The 15,356-nt window shown below is 74.2% G+C and carries 13 protein-coding genes; 4 read left to right on the top strand and 9 right to left on the bottom strand.

The annotated features are described in order from the left end of the window. The first annotated feature begins 71 nt into the window (after positions 1-71). The gene (locus tag GGR88_RS14195) at positions 72-605 is read left to right on the top strand and encodes a VOC family protein (RefSeq protein ID WP_096611509.1); all 534 of its coding nucleotides are present in this window, start codon (positions 72-74) and stop codon (positions 603-605) included. Between the two features lie 284 nt (positions 606-889). Here the strand turns inward: GGR88_RS14195 and GGR88_RS14190 are convergent, their stop codons facing one another. From GGR88_RS14190 to GGR88_RS14180, 3 genes are read right to left on the bottom strand one after another with little or no spacing between them, the layout of a single operon-like run. Next, positions 890-3,310 carry an AAA family ATPase gene (locus GGR88_RS14190; protein WP_096611507.1) on the bottom strand — a complete coding sequence of 807 codons (2,421 nt, stop codon included), beginning with the start codon at positions 3,308-3,310 and terminating at the stop codon, positions 890-892. Next, a complete protein-coding gene (locus tag GGR88_RS14185; RefSeq protein WP_096611505.1) occupies positions 3,307-3,960 on the bottom strand; it encodes a hypothetical protein in 654 nt (217 codons plus the stop codon). Before GGR88_RS14185 ends, GGR88_RS14190 begins: the two co-directional genes overlap by 4 nt. After that, positions 3,957-5,708, bottom strand: a complete 1,752-nt coding sequence (locus tag GGR88_RS14180; RefSeq protein ID WP_096611503.1) for a hypothetical protein — start codon at positions 5,706-5,708, stop codon at positions 3,957-3,959. The genes GGR88_RS14185 and GGR88_RS14180 overlap by 4 nt, the downstream gene beginning before the upstream one ends. A 150-nt stretch (positions 5,709-5,858) precedes the next feature. On the opposite strand from GGR88_RS14180, the gene GGR88_RS14175 reads away from it, so the two are divergent. Then, on the top strand, positions 5,859-6,320 hold the full coding sequence (locus tag GGR88_RS14175; RefSeq protein WP_096611501.1) for a hypothetical protein: 462 nt from the start codon (positions 5,859-5,861) through the stop codon (positions 6,318-6,320). A 29-nt stretch (positions 6,321-6,349) separates the two neighbouring features. On the opposite strand, the gene GGR88_RS14170 is transcribed toward GGR88_RS14175, so the two are convergent. Continuing rightward, positions 6,350-7,315, bottom strand: coding sequence for a carbon-nitrogen hydrolase family protein (locus GGR88_RS14170; protein WP_096611499.1), 966 nt, complete (start codon positions 7,313-7,315; stop codon positions 6,350-6,352). 272 nt (positions 7,316-7,587) lie between these two features. On the opposite strand from GGR88_RS14170, the gene GGR88_RS14165 reads away from it, so the two are divergent. Further along, positions 7,588-9,249 carry a patatin-like phospholipase family protein gene (locus GGR88_RS14165; RefSeq protein ID WP_209023461.1) on the top strand — a complete coding sequence of 554 codons (1,662 nt, stop codon included), beginning with the start codon at positions 7,588-7,590 and terminating at the stop codon, positions 9,247-9,249. Then, positions 9,246-10,229, top strand: a complete 984-nt coding sequence (locus GGR88_RS14160; RefSeq protein WP_096611495.1) for a YeeE/YedE thiosulfate transporter family protein — start codon at positions 9,246-9,248, stop codon at positions 10,227-10,229. Before GGR88_RS14165 ends, GGR88_RS14160 begins: the two co-directional genes overlap by 4 nt. Here the strand turns inward: GGR88_RS14160 and GGR88_RS14155 are convergent. The 5 genes from GGR88_RS14155 to GGR88_RS14135 are packed head-to-tail and all read right to left on the bottom strand — an operon-like array spanning position 10,182 to position 15,294. Further along, positions 10,182-10,949: a lysophospholipid acyltransferase family protein gene (locus tag GGR88_RS14155; RefSeq protein WP_167956328.1), complete on the bottom strand. Its 768-nt coding sequence runs from the start codon at positions 10,947-10,949 to the stop codon at positions 10,182-10,184. The genes GGR88_RS14160 and GGR88_RS14155 overlap by 48 nt on opposite strands. Further along, positions 10,939-12,093, bottom strand: coding sequence for a serine hydrolase domain-containing protein (locus tag GGR88_RS14150; RefSeq protein WP_096611493.1), 1,155 nt, complete (start codon positions 12,091-12,093; stop codon positions 10,939-10,941). The genes GGR88_RS14155 and GGR88_RS14150 overlap by 11 nt, the downstream gene beginning before the upstream one ends. Next, entirely contained in the window at positions 12,090-13,202 is a 1,113-nt protein-coding gene (locus tag GGR88_RS14145; RefSeq protein ID WP_096611491.1) for a D-alanine--D-alanine ligase, read from the bottom strand. The genes GGR88_RS14150 and GGR88_RS14145 overlap by 4 nt, the downstream gene beginning before the upstream one ends. After that, on the bottom strand, positions 13,196-14,023 hold the full coding sequence (locus GGR88_RS14140; protein WP_167956326.1) for an alpha/beta fold hydrolase: 828 nt from the start codon (positions 14,021-14,023) through the stop codon (positions 13,196-13,198). The genes GGR88_RS14145 and GGR88_RS14140 overlap by 7 nt, the downstream gene beginning before the upstream one ends. After that, positions 14,020-15,294: a tetratricopeptide repeat protein gene (locus GGR88_RS14135; RefSeq protein WP_167956324.1), complete on the bottom strand. Its 1,275-nt coding sequence runs from the start codon at positions 15,292-15,294 to the stop codon at positions 14,020-14,022. The genes GGR88_RS14140 and GGR88_RS14135 overlap by 4 nt, the downstream gene beginning before the upstream one ends. Between the last annotated feature and the right edge of the window lie 62 nt (positions 15,295-15,356).

Below are 15,356 nucleotides of genomic sequence, written 5' to 3'. Positions count from 1 at the left end.
TCAGGGCGCGCAACTCGACCGGCGTCGCGCGGGCGTCGCGATTTCCCATGCACGTACATCGAGGTGAGAGCATGACCCATGATTATGTTCGCGGCATTGACCATGTCGGCGTGACGGTGCCCGACATCGAGGCGGCCACGACCTTCCTGATTGAGGCGTTCGGCGCGCGGGTGGTTTACGAGTCGTTCACGACCGACCAGCCGCCGCAAGGCAGCCCCGAGATCGATCGCGACCTGAACCTCCATCCCGGCACGCGGCTCGTGGCCGCACGCCTCGTCCAGCTCGGGCGGGGACCCGAGATCGAGCTGTTCCAGCTGCAGGCGGAGGTGCAGCGGCCTGCGTCGCGCCCCAGCGACTTCGGACTGCAGCACCTGGCCATCTACGTCGACGACATGGCCGAGGCGCTCCGATGCTTTGAGTCCGCCGGCGGACAGATGCTGTCCGGGCCGAACCCGTTCCTATTTCCCAAGGAGGAGGGCTGCGGGAACCTCTTCTGCTACGGCCGGACACCGTGGGGCATGATGGTCGAGTTCCTCACCTATCCCTCTGGCATGGGCTACGAGCGGGGAACGTCGCTGCGCCGCTGGCATTCCTGCGGTTCGTGACCCGCCGACATCGCTCGACGGAACCCGTTGCCCCTCTCGATCATAGTTCTACGTTCGAGCCCAGTCCTACGCTCGTGTCGCCTGACGCGCACATGCGGGATGCCAGCGCTCGCCGACGCCGACCCTCTCGCCTACCTTTCCAAGGTGATGCTCGGCGTGCTGAACGCCGTCGTGGCGGCCACGCGCGTGATCGGCAAGTCGGAAGCGGATGAACGGGGTGAGCCGCACGTCGATGGCGGCCTGGGCCCGTTTCGCGATTCGAACGAGAAGAATGGACCGCGCGGCTATGCCGCGGCCAGCAGGGCCTCTTCCTTGTATCCGAAGCGTTCGGACAGGCAGCGCGTGTCCCGCCGCGGGCCCCTGGTCAGTTCCAGGGTGAGGAGGCTGTCGTCCGGGAACGCCGGGCTGAGCTCAAGGCGCAGGTAGTCGAACAGCTGCCGGTCGTGGACCGCGATAAGCACCTGCCGCCCGTGCTCCTTGGACAGCGTCCGCAGCAGCGCGGCGAAGTGCGCGACGTGGATGTCGTCCATCGACTGGATCGGGTCGTCTAGGATCAGCCAGGGCAGCCTGTCGCGCACGGACAGGTGGAGCGCGACGAAGAGCGTTAGGGCGGCCGTGTTGAGGTTGCCGGCGCTCAGCATTGCGCCCGGCGTGCCTCCGGCGAGACCGCCGTCGCGATGTACGGTGACGAGCTTGGGCTGCAGCCGGTGCGTGCTGGCCGTCGGGATCGAGAATGCGGGCACGAAGGGCTCGCCGGGCGCCAGCCGGACGAAAAGGTCGCGCCACAGCCGGTTGAGGCGATCATTGAATTCGCGTCGGATGATGCCGGACCTCACCCGCTCGACTGCGCCGCGCACCGCGATGCCGCGATCGCGCACCCGCTGCGCACGCCGCAGCGCGTCCGCGGCGCGCCCGACCTCGGCCTTCCCGGTCTCGATCACCTGTTCGAACACCGCCCGTCTAGTCGTCGCCGCCCGGATCGCGGCCACCGCCTCGCGCGCCGCGTTCCGCGCGGCGAGCCTGGCCTTCAGGCGGGCTTCTCGTTCCGCGAGGGCCGCCCCGATGCGGTCGACGACCCCCGTCAGGTCCAGTTCCACATCGGTCGAGTCGAGGTCGAGCGAAGCCGCGAAAGACGCGACCATGTCGCGGGCCGCCGCGAGCGAGGAGTCGCGCAGCCCCCGCTCGGCGGCCGCGCGCCGCGCCGCCACGTCGGCCGCCCGCAGGCGCGCGCCCTCCAGCACCGTGGGCTCCATCTCGTCTAGCCGGGCGATCAGCGCATCGAGTTCGGCCCCGAGCCGGTCGACCGCCGCCAAGGCGGGCGCTTCGACACGCCTCGCTCGCAGCTCCTCGATCTCCCGCACCCGCCTCTCGCCCGCCGACGCGGCCTCGCCGCGCGCGCGGCCGAGTGCCAGCAGCCGCTCGGCCGATGCGGACAGGGTCCGCACCTTGGCGTGTACGTGTTCGACGAGCGGCGCGTCCGAGACCTCGCGATAGTCTCGGTCGCAGACCGGGCAGGTCTCGCCTTCGATGAACGAGGTCAGCTCCGCCAGCGCGGACGCTAGCCCGCCGGCCTTTCCCGGTAGGCGCGCGACCTCGTTGTCAATGGCGGCAAGCCGGCCGCGCTCCGTCTCAAGTTCGCCCTCGGCCTCGAGAAGCCGCCTCGCGTCCGCGCGCGCCTGCGTCGCCTGGGCCTGCGCCTGCGCGCGCCGCGCCCTGGCCGCCGTCCGCGCCGCGTCCACGAACCTTCCGGTCTCGCTCGGGAGGTTGGCTTCGGGGAGCGCGATCGCGACGTCGCGGAGCAGCGTGGCCTCGCGCTCGCCGTTGGCCGCCACCCAGCGGGAGAACGCCTCGGCGGCGGCTCCCGCGCCCGCGGACGCGTCCGGCCCCGTGCCGGCCGCGTTCTCCTCCGCGACTTGGCGGCGCATCGAGGCGAGCTGCCGCCGGCTGTCCGCAAGCCGCTCCAGGTCGGCGGCGTCCGACGGCTCGGCCAGCGTCGGCTCGATCGCGTCCAGGCTCGCCTCGTCGGCGGGAAGGTCGACGCCGAGTATCGCCAGCGCACCGCGCAGGTCGGCGAGTTTCAGATCTATCTGCTCCTGCAGCAGCGCGCGTGCTTCCGCATCCGCCCGCAGCGACCGCTCGGCCTGACTCTGCCGCAGTTCTGCGGTCGCCCACTCGCCGGCGATCTTCCTGACGTTCCGCTTGTCGGCGAGCGGCTTCAGCCCCTCCTCGATCGCGTCGAGCAGGTTCAACCCCAGCAAATCGCCGACGAAGCGCGCGAGCGGCGAGTTCGCCTCCTGGCCGGCGTCTTGGTAGATCTGAAGCAGCTGGCTGAGGAGGGACTGCGGCAGGTAGCTCCGCTCCGTGAAGAACGACGCGTCGGCGGCGTCGAGCTTGTTGATCGACTTGGCGCCCGTGGGCGTCAGCGCCGCCTCGTAGCGCCCTCCGCCGTCGCCCGTGGTCGCGAGCGCGACGCCGCCCTGGTCGGCGGAGCGGTGCAGGAGCTGGCGCGCGTAGGCCGGGTCGGCGCGCCTGAGGGACTGCACGCCGCCGGTGAGGGCGAGTTCTATGGCCGAGAGCAGGCTGGTCTTGCCCGCCCCGTTCTCGCCGTGGACGAGCACCACCCTCGCGTCGAGCGGGGCGTGGACGTGCCCGCGAATGCTGCGGAAGTTGGTCACGTCGAGTGATGCCAGGGTGGGCCGGTTCATGCGGTCCTCCCTTCGCCCGCGGCACCGGCGGCGGGCGGGTCCATGTTCGTCTTCAGCTCGGCGTCAATCAGGCTGCCGATCTCCTTCGTGACCGCGACCTCGCCACGGCGCGAAGCCGCGAGCAGCGCGTCGACGATCGCCGTGTCCACGCCCGACGGCAGCGCCTTCCTGAGCTGCTCGACGGCGGTGCCGCCCTCCTCCTCGCCGCCGGCCGGCTCTGGCAGCGAGAGCGGCAGCAGGACGCGTATGCGGTCCTCCATCTGCTCGATCGCCGTGGCCGCGCCGCCCGGGCCGTCCGGCGCGGGTTGCGGTTCGACCTGGAGCACCCGGCAGGTCTCGGCGAGCGCCTCGACGCCGCCGGCGAGCGTCGCCCCCGCCAGGATGGCGGTCAGGACCAGGCGTGATCCGGTCACGTCGAGCGCGCGGCTGAGCGCCTCGATGCGCTGGCGCACCCGCGCGCCCTTGACGTCCCCGAACGAGCCGGCGGTCGTGTCGACGAGGACGACGAGGTCGAGCGCGCGCCCGTCGCGCCCGCGCATGACGCCGGTGAAGTCGAAGGCGACGCCCGCGACGTGCAGGGGCGTCGGCAGGTCGGAGTAGCCGGCCACGAGGAGCCGGTCGCGCACGGCGGCGATCAGCGCCGAGGTCACAGGAGCATTTCCGCCGCGAACAGGTCCTGCAGGTCGACCGCGGTCGCGGAGGTCGAGACCAGGTGTGCGAGGCTGACGTGCGTCGGTGCCAGGCGTCCGGTCCGGCCGGGGGCGCCGCGCGGGACGCGCGCGCTCTGCCCGACCATCGTCCGCCAGGCGTCGTCGCCGTGCACCACGACGGCGTTGTCGTTCGCGAACGCGCCGGCGCCCTGAAGAGCGATCGCCTCAGACGCCGAGCGCACGACGAACACCGGTCGCGGCGTGGCTCCGGGTCTAGCCGGTGTCGCGGTCATAGCGCCGGCGCCGGCCTCGTCGTTCGCGGGCGGGGAGATCGCCCAGCGGCCGGCGGCACGCCCGCCTTCTAGCAGCGAGAGCGCCAGCGCCAGCCGGCCCAGCCCAGCGGACTGGGCGTTCTGGTCGGCGTGCAGGAAGCCGGCTGCCGTCGCGCTGACCGGCTCGTAGGTGTCGCCGCTGGCCGGCAGCGCGCCGTTCCTGAACATCCGCACCATCCGCGACCAGGCGGCCACGCCGGTGTTCACCGCCGGCGTGCGGCTCCGCTCGACCGAGTCGACAGAAGCATGCGCCGCGGTCGCGTTCCTGACCGCCACGATGCCATTCGCGAACGCCGGGGCGAGCGCGGCCTTGCCGCAGGATGTGAGCCACAGTCCCATCAGCGTGATCAGCTTGTCCGCGACGGTCTTCAGCACGAGGGCGATCAGGACCTGCTCCGCCCAGGCGCGCAGGTGAGCGGCCGCCTCGATGTCGGGGCCGTGCTGGTCGTAGGCGTCGACGTAGATGCTTCTCAGCACGTCCTGCTGCCCGGGCTTGATCTCCTCCTCGCAGAACACCTGGGCCGGCGCTTCGGGCGCGCACGGCCATGGCCAGGGGTGGATCTGCTGGGCGCGGATGAACAGCGTCTGGAGGTTGTTGTCCTGGATCGACAGGCCGAGGACTAGCGACTTGAGCGTCTGCGCGACCTCGATGACGCTGTGGCGCATCGCCGCGAACTCGGGCACTTCCGGCCAGCGCATGATCTGGCTGCGGCTGCCGGTCAGGAAGCGCCGGAACGTGGCCGGGTCATCGGTCGCGTGCACGATGCAGCCGTGGAACTTGAGCAGCGTCGCCCGCCCGGGCTGGCCGCGCAGCTGTGCGGGGTCGACGACCACCTGCAGCAGCCCCTGCGCGCCGCCGCTCAGGCGATCGACTGCCGCCTCGATGAACCCGTCCCAGTTCGCCGACGCGATCCTGTGCACCGCGTCCTCCATAACGAGGATGGCGATGCAGAGGTGCTCCGCCGATGGCGGGTGCGGCGCGCTGAACGCCTGGCGGATGTCGATCGCGTCCCATAGGATGAAGTCCGCGGGTTCGCCCTGCACCCGGATGTCGAGCACGCGCGAATACTGGTCCCACAGGATGGTCACGATCTCGTCGTGTTCGGGCCACGTCGCGAACGGTGCGCCGAAGCGGCCCGCGAGTGCGGCCGGATCCTTGCCCGCGAGCCGCAGCGCGGCTTCCAGCGGGGGCGTGTAGATCGCGGCGGTGGCGGGCGCGACGGCGCGCTCTCGGAGGAACTCGATTGCGGCGGACACGAGGTGGCCTAGGTTGGGCGCCCTGCGGGAGATGCCCGAGCCGACCCATAGCGCGAACTCGCCCGCGGCCACGGCCCGCGCCATCGGCTCGAAGTCGGCATCGAGCATCGCGAGAACCTGCTGGACGGTGATCTGCGTTGCGTCGGGCGCGAGCGCCAAGTTCTTCTGCCCCCCGTGCCGGCGCGACCTGCCGATGGGGCATGCTACGGTCGCGGTGGCGCAGGCACAAGGGCACACGCGTTCTCGATCGCCCGCGACCGACGCGGGCCGCTTGACGGGGCGGCAACCGTTCCCGCCTACCGTCGCGGCATGCAGACGTCCGCCGTCACGTCAAACCCGGGACATCGCGCGACCGCGGGCGAGATCAGGTCGCTCGCGGACGACTACCGGCTCGCCGCCGCGGCCGTGGCGAACTGCGGGAGGCGCGACGTGCCCTCCTCGCGTTCGCCCTATCGCATGTTGGCCCTGCACGCGGTGGAACTCTACCTCAACGCGCTGCTGTTGCACCGGTGCCGGTCCCCCGAGGCGATCCGCGGGCTCCAGCACGACCTCGCCTCCCGGATGGAGATGGCGGTCGCCGCCGGCCTGGTGCTACGGGTCAGGACCGTGGCGCACCTTCGCGCGGTGGCTGCCCGGCGGGAGTACCTGACCAGCCGCTACGCGCCGGATCGCGCCGGCGAGGCGTCCGAGCCGACGCGCATGGCGGCGACTCTGGAGGAGGTCGCCAGCAAGGTGTCGTCGATCGTCGCCGCGCAGCCGCCGCCCGGCTGATCCGTCGCGGCGCACCGCCGACGCGGCGATCAGGCCTGCGGCCATTCGCCGAACCTGACCCCCTCCCGTCGGGTCGTGTCGACGCGCAGCTCGAAGATGTCGGGTCGCGCGTAGTGGCCATGGACGTCGAGGTAGGGGCTGCGCTTCGCCGCGACCGGGTCGAAGCTGGCCATCACGGTCGCCGCGTCGCGGAAGCTCGGGCCCGCGACGTAGCCGGCGTCGGGTCCGATCACCGCGCTGCCGCCCTCCTTCAGCCAGAACTTGTCCGCTGGAATGGAGGCCAGCAGGTCGCGCGCCTCGGGCGCCCCGCGCGCGCTGTCGAAGCCGGCGAGCACGTCGTCGCGCGTCAGCACGCAGCCCGACGCCAGCACGAAGCACTGGCCCTCGAAGGCGTAGGTCCGGCTGGCGAGCTGGTGCCGCTCGCCCACCGCCGGCCACTGCGCGACGTGCACCGTCTCCTCCTGCGCGTGCATGGCGGCGCGCACCAACGGCATCCAGTGCTCCCAGCAGACCAGCCCGCCGACCTTTCCGTAGGGCCGGTCCCAGACGCCGAGCGTGCTGCCGTCGCCCGAACCCCAGATCAGCCGCTCGTTGTAGGTGGGCGACAGCTTGCGATGCAGGTGGCGCGACCCGTCCGCGCCCAGGAAGGCGATGGAGTTGTAGAGGGTGCCCCCGCGCCGCTCGTGCATGCCCATCGCGACGTCCGCGCCGTGCTCGGCGGCGGCCGCCGCGAGCGTCGCCAGCTCGGGGCCGTCGATCGCGGGAGAGTGCTGGAAGAGGTGGCGGAACAGCGCCTCCGCCGGCGCGTGCCCCCATCGCGCGGCGTCCGGCGCGTCGTCCAGCCACACGGGGTAGCCGGGGAGCCACGTCTCGGGGAAGACGACCAGGTCCGCGCCGCCGCGCGCGACCTCGCCGATGATCTCCGCCGCCAGCGCCACGCTGGCCGGCAGGTCGAGGAAGACCGGGGGTCGCTGCACCAGGGCGACGGTCGGCATGGTTCGCATCACTCCGGGCGCGCTCGCCCGGTCGCGCCCTGCCCCTTTTGCCTCCGCTTGTCGAACGTCACCCTTCGACCCTCTGCCGCGTGCCGCGACACCAGTCCGATCTTGGCCGGCGTATTCCGCGAGAAATGCCCTGCGGATAGCAATCCTGTGACTTGACCGCCCGCCGCTCTCCGGCAGCCTGCCCGGCGAGGAGCCGAGCCACGACCGACGTCCCCGCCATCGCCAGGTTGTTCGACCGCGCGCGCTCCGTTCGCACGCTCGCGGTGGCGGGCGGGTCCGCGCTCTATCGCGCGGGCGACCCGCCCGACGCTATCTTCATGGTGCGCGCCGGCGCGTTCGGCGTGTTCCGCGAGGGCGCGATGGGGCGCGCGCTGGTGGGCGTGCTCCGCCCGGGCGACGTCGTCGGCGAGTTCGGCCTGCTGGCGGGGACGCCGCGCTCGGCGACCGTTGTGGCGCTGCGCGACAGCGAGGTGGCCGCGATGCCGGGCGCCGGCTTCCTCGCGGCCGCCCGCCGCAGCCCCGACGCGATGGTGGAGGTCGCGCGGCTGCTGGTCGCCCGCTCGCGGTCGGCGGGCGCGGGCGCAGGCGCGGGCGCCGTCACGCCGCGCGTGATCGGGCTGGCGGCGCTGGACGCCGGCGTCGACGCGCGCCGCTGGGCGGGGCTGCTGGCCGGCGCGATGCGCGCGCTCGGCCACGACGTCGCCGTGCTGGACGCGTCGTTCCTGGATCGCGACCCCGCCTGGTGGTCCGAGGCGGAGGCGCGGCACGACTACCTGCTCTGCGCGGCGCAGGCGGAGGAGGGGGCCTGGGCCGCGGCGTGCCGCCGCCAGGCCGACCGCATGCTGCTGCTGGCCGACGGCGACCGGCCGCCGCCCGCCGACTGCGGGCTGTGCGCGAGCGAGCCCCTGCAGGCGAGCGGGCTCGTCGACCTGGTCCTCGTGCAGCGCGGCGAGCGGCCGGCCGGCACGGCGGCCTGGCTGGACGCGGTCGGCCCCGCGCGCCACTTCCACCTGGTCGGCGGCGACTGCGGCCCGCTCGCGCGGACGCTGACCGGGTGCGCGGTCGCGCTGGTGCTGTCGGGCGGCGGCGCCCGCGCCTTCGCGCACGTGGGCGCCGTCGACGCGCTGCGCCGGGCCGGGGTGCCGATCGACTCGGTTTGCGGCACGTCGATGGGCGGCATCGTCGCCGCGGGGCTGGCGGCCGGTTGGGATGGCGAGGAGCTGGACCGGCGCATGCGGGCGGCGTTCGTCGCGACCAACCCGCTGGACGACGTCGCGCTGCCGTTCGTGGCGATGACGCGGGGCCGCAAGGTCGAGCGCCGGCTGGCCGAGCACTTCGGCGACGTCGACATCGCCGATCTGCCCCTGCCGTTCTTCTGCATGTCGGCGGACCTTGCGACCGGCGAGCCGGTGGCGCACCGGCGCGGTCCGCTCGCGACCGCGCTCAGGGCCTCCATCTCGCTGCCCGGCGTGCTTCCGCCGGTGGCGATGGGCGACCGCGTGCTGGTCGACGGCGGCGTGCTGCGCAACCTGCCCTCCGAGGTGATGCGAGCGACGCACGACGGCCCGGTGGTCGCGGTGGACGTGTCGCAGGCGGTGGGGCTCACCTCCGCCGACGTGGAGCGCCCCCGTCCGCTCGGGCGGTGGTTCTGGTCGGGGGCGTGGCGGCGCGGGCCGCCGATCGTCTCCATCCTGATGCGCTCGGCGACCATGGCGGCGGGCCCCGACCTCGCGGCCTCCCGCGCGGCGGCCGACCTCTACGTCATGCCCGAGGTGGGCGGCATCGAGATCCGGAACTGGCGCGCCTACGACCGGGCCGTCGCGGCCGGCCGCGACGCGATGGGGCGCGCGCTGGCGCGCCTCGACGCGCCCGTCCACCTGCTGCGGCTCCGGCGCCTGGCGGCGATGGCGGAGGGCGGGATGTGACCGGCGTCGGCGCGACGGTCGCGGGGCTCGGGGCGCTGCTCGGCTTCCTCGTCGGCTTCTCGGTGGGGCAGGGCAGCACCTGCGCGGTGACGGCCGGCAGGCAGCTTGTGTTCGAGGGGCGGGCGCGGCTGCTCGCCGGGTTCCTGGTCGCGGGCGGGGTGGCGGGCCTGGTCTGCCTGCCGCTCGCCTGGACGGCGGGCATGCGCGCCGGCCTGCCGCCCGAGGCGCCGCTCGCGCCGCCGCTGGCGGCGGGCGCGCTGCTGCTCGCCGCGGGCGCGCTGGTCAACGACGCCTGCCTGTTCGGGACGCTGGCCCGCATCGCGCTGGGCGAGGTGCGCTTCCTGGCGGTGCCGCTTGGCCTCGCAGCCGGCTACGCGATGGTGGGCGGACTGGTCGGCGGCGCGCCGGTCGGCCCGAACCGCTTCGGCTCGCCGTCACCGGCGGGGCTGCTGCTGGTGGCCGCGTCCGCGGCGCTCGTCGCGGGCGCGGCCTGGACGCTGGCGCGCGGCGGCGACCGGGCCGCGCCCGGGCGGTGGCCGCTGCGAGCGGCGATGGTCGTCCTCGGCGGGGCGGGCGCGCTGCTGTTCGCGTTGACGCCGGGCTGGACCTACGCCGACGCGGTTCGCGGCGCGGTCGCGGCCGGCCTGGGCGGCGCGCCGGTGGCGGTCGCCGCGCCGGCGCTGCTGACGGGGGCGGCGACCCTCGTCGGCGCGGTGGTCGCCGGCACCGTCGCCGGCAGGTTCAGGGTGGAGCGGCCGCGCGCGGTGCCGGTCCTGCGCTCGCTTGGCGGCGGCGCGCTGATGGCGGCGGGGGCCAGCTTCGTGCCCGGCGGCAACGACAGCCTGCTGCTCTGGGCGGTGCCGGGGGGCAGCGTGTCGGGCCTGCTCGCCTACCTGCTTATGACGGGCGCCATTATGGCGTGGCTGGCCGGTCTACGCCTTCTGTTGCGACCAAGGGCGCGCCGCATCGGCCCGATCTGAGAGCGCCCGCACGATCGCCTCGCGCGCCTCGGCCGCGAGGTGCTTCCGGTCCGACCTTCTGGGGTCCGGCAGCGGCGGCAGGAACTCGATGCTGAGCCGCGCGCGGTGCGGGGCCAGCCTGGCGAGGTTGGCGACCAGCGACTCCTCGCCGACATAGGCGCGGCGCGCGCCGTCGCTGTAGGCGAGCGCGATCGGCTGGACGACGCGCGCGTGCCGCGCGGCCGCGAGCAGCGCCGTCCGGAAGGGCAGCACGCCGTCGCCCCGCGAGGTGGTACCCTCCGGGAACAGCGCCACCCGCCCGCCCCCGCGCAACCGGGCGGCCACCGCCTCGACCTGCGCGGCCGCGTCCGCCGGCCGGTCGCGGTCGACGAACACCGTCCCGAACGCCTCGACGAGCCGCCCCATCCCCGGCCAGCGCCGCACGTCCGCCTTGGCGACGAACGAGGCGTCGAGCAGCGGCGCCAGCGCCAGCACGTCGGTGAAGCTGAGGTGGTTGGCGAGGAACATGACGCCGGGCCCTTGGACGGGCGCGCCGACGACCTCCAGCTCGACGCCGACGGCCCGGAGCGTGCGGGCGAAGAAGCGGCGCTCCAGGTCGCGGCGACGCCGCGTCGAGCGGGAGAGCGACCAGGGCGGCACGAGCGCGAAGGCGTGCGCGAGGTGCCCCGCCAGCGCGGGTAGCCCGCCCAGGGTGCGTGGCGGCGCGACGTCAACGGCCACGCAGCTCATCCCGAATGGCCGCGAACAGCCGCGCGTGGACGGCGTCGGTCGCCTGGTTGGACGCGACCGGGTGCGACCCGAACCGGGCGATGACGACCTCTTCCTCCGAAGCCACATGCAGCCGCTGGCCGAACACCCCGAGTGCGTTGAGCGCGCCCGTCGGATGGTCGACCCACCAGCCGGCGCGATACGACCAGCCGGGGCGCGTCGCGTTGGCTCCGCGCGCGAACGCGTCGCGGCAGCCGCCGTCCATCAGTGCCCGGCCGGCGCGGAGCCATGCGGGGTCGCCTTCGCCGCGGACCGCGGCCCCGACCGCGTCGCCGAGCCGCGCGAGGTCGCGCAGCGTGCAGGCGAAGCCGGTTGCCGCGATCGCCCGCCCGCCCGTGTCCTCGACCCAGCGCGCCGGGTTGGCGGCGCCGATCCGGCGCCAGATCAGGCGGGACACCAGGTCCGGCAGCGGCGCGCCGGTCGCGCGCTCCAGCGCCAGCCCGGCGGCGTCGAAGGCCGGCGTCCGGTAGAGGAACGGCGCGCCCGCGTTCGTCGGCGCCTTCAGGTCGCGCAGCGCCGCGAGCACGCCGCCCTCGCCGCTTCCCCAGAAGTGCCGGGAGTAAAGGTGGATCGCCGCGCCGGGGTTGCCGTAATCTTCGTCGAACGCGACACCGTCGCGCATGTCGAGCAACGAGCGCAGCGTCGCGTCCGCGAATGCGGAGCCCGCCAGCTCGGGCGCGACATCGGCCGCGCGCAGGTCGGGGCTCAAGGCACCCTCAGCGAGCAGCAGCTCGGCCGCGAGCCCGAACACGGCCTTGGTGATCGAGAAGCAGTGGTGCCGGCTGCTGGCGGAGGTCGCGGCCGCGTAGTGCTCGTAGACGACGGCGCCGCGGTGGAGGACGATCAGGCCGTCGGCGTGAGTTTCGCGCAGAACATGTGCGAGCGACGCGACGCCGCGTTCCATCGGCACGCCGGCGGGCAGCAGCAGCGGCTCACCCGCCGGAAGCGGGCGGACCGGGGCGACCTTGCGCACGGCGGCGGTCGGCAGGAATGCCGCCGGATTGGCGAACGCCCAGGGCGCATGCGGGTGCCTGCGCCAGTTCTCCGCCGTCATCCCGTCCGGCAGCTCGCACCGGCGCGGCCGGAGCGCCGTCACGCCGTTGCCGGGTAGCGGGCGGTCGCCTCGCGCTCGCGGCGGCGGCGTGCCAGGAACGCGCGCCAGCCTTCCGGCCTGAAGCCGCGCCGCCGGTTCTCGGCCCCGATGCGCCACAGCGCCGCGTATTGGCGGAACAGCGTGGCGTAGGCGTCGCGCAGCCGGGTGCGACTGTCCCAAATGTGGGTCGACTCCGCGCCCGCGCCGTTCAGCTCGACGATCCGGAAGCCCTCGCCGCGCCTCAACGCTTCGACGTCGGCGAAGCGGACGTCAAAGCGGCCGAACCAGAACTCCGGAATGGAGCGCGCGATGGCGTCGAACCGCTCCTCCATCGCGGGCGTGACCAGCGCCGTGCCGTCGCGGAAGATGGCGCCGCGGCTGTGGCTGCCCGCGAAGGCGAGGCGGAACGCCGCGCCGGCGGGTAGCACCTCCGCCAGACGGTCCCGGTGGCGGTCGAGGTAGAGGTGGGAAACCCGCCCGGCGCGGGCATCGGCGTGGATTAGCTCCTCCAGGGTGCTAACACCGTCGCCGGTCACGTGGGGGAAGTACTTGAGCGTCAGCGACACCACGCGCCCGCGCGCCTCGCCGGGTTCGCGCTGGTAGAACACGCCCGCCTCGCCCTGCACGTCCACCATCGCCTGCAGCAGGTAGCGCTCCCCGAAGGGGAAGCGCGAGACATAGTCGACGAGCTCGCCTTCCGTGCGGATCGGCCGCACCCCCGCGCCGCGACAGCCGAGCTCCGGCTTGGCGACGAGCGGGAGGTCGAGGCCGTGCGCGCGCGCCCGGGCCAGCGCGGCGGCCGCCTGCGCCGGGGCGGGACCGCCCAGCCGGAGTAGCGAGACGTAGGGCGCGATCCATTCGCGCTGGTCCGCACCGACAAGGTCCAGCACCTCCGACTTGACCTCGCCGACGAGCCCGCCTGCGGGCAGCCCCGGGTTGGCCAGCAGCGGCAGCCGCGCGCCGAGGTGTCGCACAGACAGTAACGCGGCCCAGATCCACACGGGCGCGTAGAAGCGCCACGCCGGCCAGAACTCGAAGCGCGACAGCGGCGGGGCGTCGTCGAGCGGCGGCATGCCGCGATGCGGGACGACGTCGGGCGCGGCGCTCAGCAACGGCCGGGCTCCTCGGCGAGCAGCGACGCGATCGTCTCCTCGACGATCTCCTGGCTGTTCCAGGGGAGGAAGTGGTTCACGCCTTTCAGGCTCCGCACTGTCAGCCGCGCGGCCGCTAGCCGCGTCCGGAGGAAGGCGACGTTCGCATAGGGCACCTGCCTGTCCTCCGTCCCGTGCACCACCGCAACCCGGCAGCGCAGCCGTGCGAGCCTAGGAGCGAGCGCCTCCAGCTGCGGCTTGAGCGCCATCAGCTCGACGTTGGCGTTGCGCAGCGACCGGGGCAGCGCCGACCGGATGCCCGGCCACTCGCCCATGCGCTGGACCGCGTAGACGTGCTCCAGCGCCGGGTCGAACGAGCCCGCAAGGAGCACGAGGCCGCCGACCCGGCCCGGGTTGTCCAGCGCGACCTGCGCCGCGACCGGCGCACCCAGCGAGTGGCCGACCAGGATCGGCCACCGGCCGTCATGCTCGACGAGCAGCGGCGCGATCGCGGCCGCCTGCGCCGCGAGGGAGGGAACGGCGTTGGACGGCGTCGTCGCACCGAAGCCGGGCCGATCGATCGCCACCAGCTCGACACCCGCGGGCGGGCGGGCGAGGAACCTGGCCCAGCCATCGGCGGAGCCGGGCGTGCCATGAACAAGGATGACGCGGCGGTCGCCGGGGTCGCCAGCGCGGAGATAGGAGACCCGCGTCGCCGCGCCCGGCACGGCGTAGGAGGCGCGCTCGATCCCGTCCGCCTTCGCCTCGTCGGGCCCGGGCGTGTCGGGCATGCCGCAGCCGAGCAGCGGCAAAGCGAGCGCCAGGACGCCGGGCGGCCTCACGCGCGCGCCGCGCTCCGCCCGGGCATCCGGGCGCCCGCGCCGGCGCGCCGGGCGCTGTCCTCGCGGACTAGGTCGACCAGCCGGCGCTGGGTGCGGCTGCCCCCGAAGGCGGGCAGATGCCCGCCGACCGCGGCGAGCCGCGCGGCGGCGCGACCATGGTCGCCGCGCGCGTGCGCCGCCATGCCCTCGGCCGCCATCGCCACCGCGTCGCGGAACGCGCGAGCCGGCGGCTCGCCCGCTTCGCCACCCGTGCGCAGAGCTGCGAGCTGCCGTTCGACCGCACCGTCGCGACCGGCCCGCGCCAGGCCGTAGGCATAGTGGAGGTCGACGAAGGCGTTGGCCTGATCGCCGATCCGCTTTTCCAGATGCGGCGCGAGGTCGTCCCATCGATCGCCGACGTCGATGCCCAGCAGCTCGAAGCGCACGAGCAGCGACACCGCGTTGACCTGGTCCTGGCAGCAGTCGCGCCGGACGCCCCAGACCCGCTCGTCGAAAAGCGCGAGCGCGGCGCCGTGATCGCCCAGCCCGATCTCGAACAGCGCCGCGTGCCACCAGTTGTGGGTATACATGAAGGACGAGCAGTCCTCCCAGACCCGGCCGTGCTCGCGCATCCACGCGCGTCCCTCGGCCGCTCGTCCGGCGTCATCGAGGACATGCGCGACGGCGTGGTGCGCCCAGGGGTCCGCATTCAGCGCCGCCGCCGCCCGCCCCGCGCGCTCCGCACCGGCGAGGTCGCCCGTCTGGCCGAGCGCGAAGGCGTGCATGCCGAGCGTCCAGCCGTTGTCCGGCAGCGCCCCGACCAGCGCGCCGGTGCAGGCGAGCATGCCCGAGAAGTCGCCGGCGTTGAGCTGGTGGAACTGGCAGATTTTTGCGGAGACGAGGTCGGCGGGCCATCGCCGCGCGACCTCCATGTGGAGCGCGGTCGCGCGCGCGGTGTCACCGGCCGCCCAGTGCGCCACGGCCTCGACCACCGTGCGCTCGCGCGCGGTGGCGGATCTGGCGAGGCGCAGGGCCCGCCCGACGAGCGGCATCGCCCGCGCCCGGCCCTCGGTGGTCAGCGCGAACAGGTGGACGGCGGCGGCGTAGGCGACCGCGAGCGCGCAGTCGCTCGCCGCGGCGGGGCCGTCGAGGTAGCGACCGACCCCCTTGCCGTAGCGGAGCAGCTCCGCCTCCAGAGCGTCCACGGCCGCAACGATCGCGGGATCGTCGGTCGTGAGCGCGAGGCCGTTCTCCTGCCTGCGAGTCGTCTGGACCGGGCGGGTCGCGTTCATGGGGCGCAAGGTGGGCCGTGGCGTTGAACGGTCTTGCACGATGTTGCGGTCGGCGCGCGCGC

The sequence above is a fragment of the Sphingomonas jejuensis genome (genome assembly GCF_011927695.1).
Lineage (GTDB): Bacteria > Pseudomonadota > Alphaproteobacteria > Sphingomonadales > Sphingomonadaceae > Sphingomonas_K > Sphingomonas_K jejuensis.
The sequence above is the reverse complement of the archived record's forward strand: the minus strand, read 5'-3'. Positions and strand labels throughout refer to the sequence as shown.

Bases quoted from the DNA above. Each gene is read 5' to 3' on its own strand.
- GGR88_RS14175 (WP_096611501.1), top strand. From the start codon at position 5,859: ATGCAGACGTCCGCCGTCACGTCAAACCCGGGACATCGCGCGACCGCG.
- GGR88_RS14195 (WP_096611509.1), top strand. From the start codon at position 72: ATGACCCATGATTATGTTCGCGGCATTGACCATGTCGGCGTGACGGTG.
- GGR88_RS14190 (WP_096611507.1), bottom strand. From the start codon at position 3,310: ATGAACCGGCCCACCCTGGCATCACTCGACGTGACCAACTTCCGCAGC.
- GGR88_RS14170 (WP_096611499.1), bottom strand. From the start codon at position 7,315: ATGCCGACCGTCGCCCTGGTGCAGCGACCCCCGGTCTTCCTCGACCTG.
- GGR88_RS14135 (WP_167956324.1), bottom strand. From the start codon at position 15,294: ATGAACGCGACCCGCCCGGTCCAGACGACTCGCAGGCAGGAGAACGGC.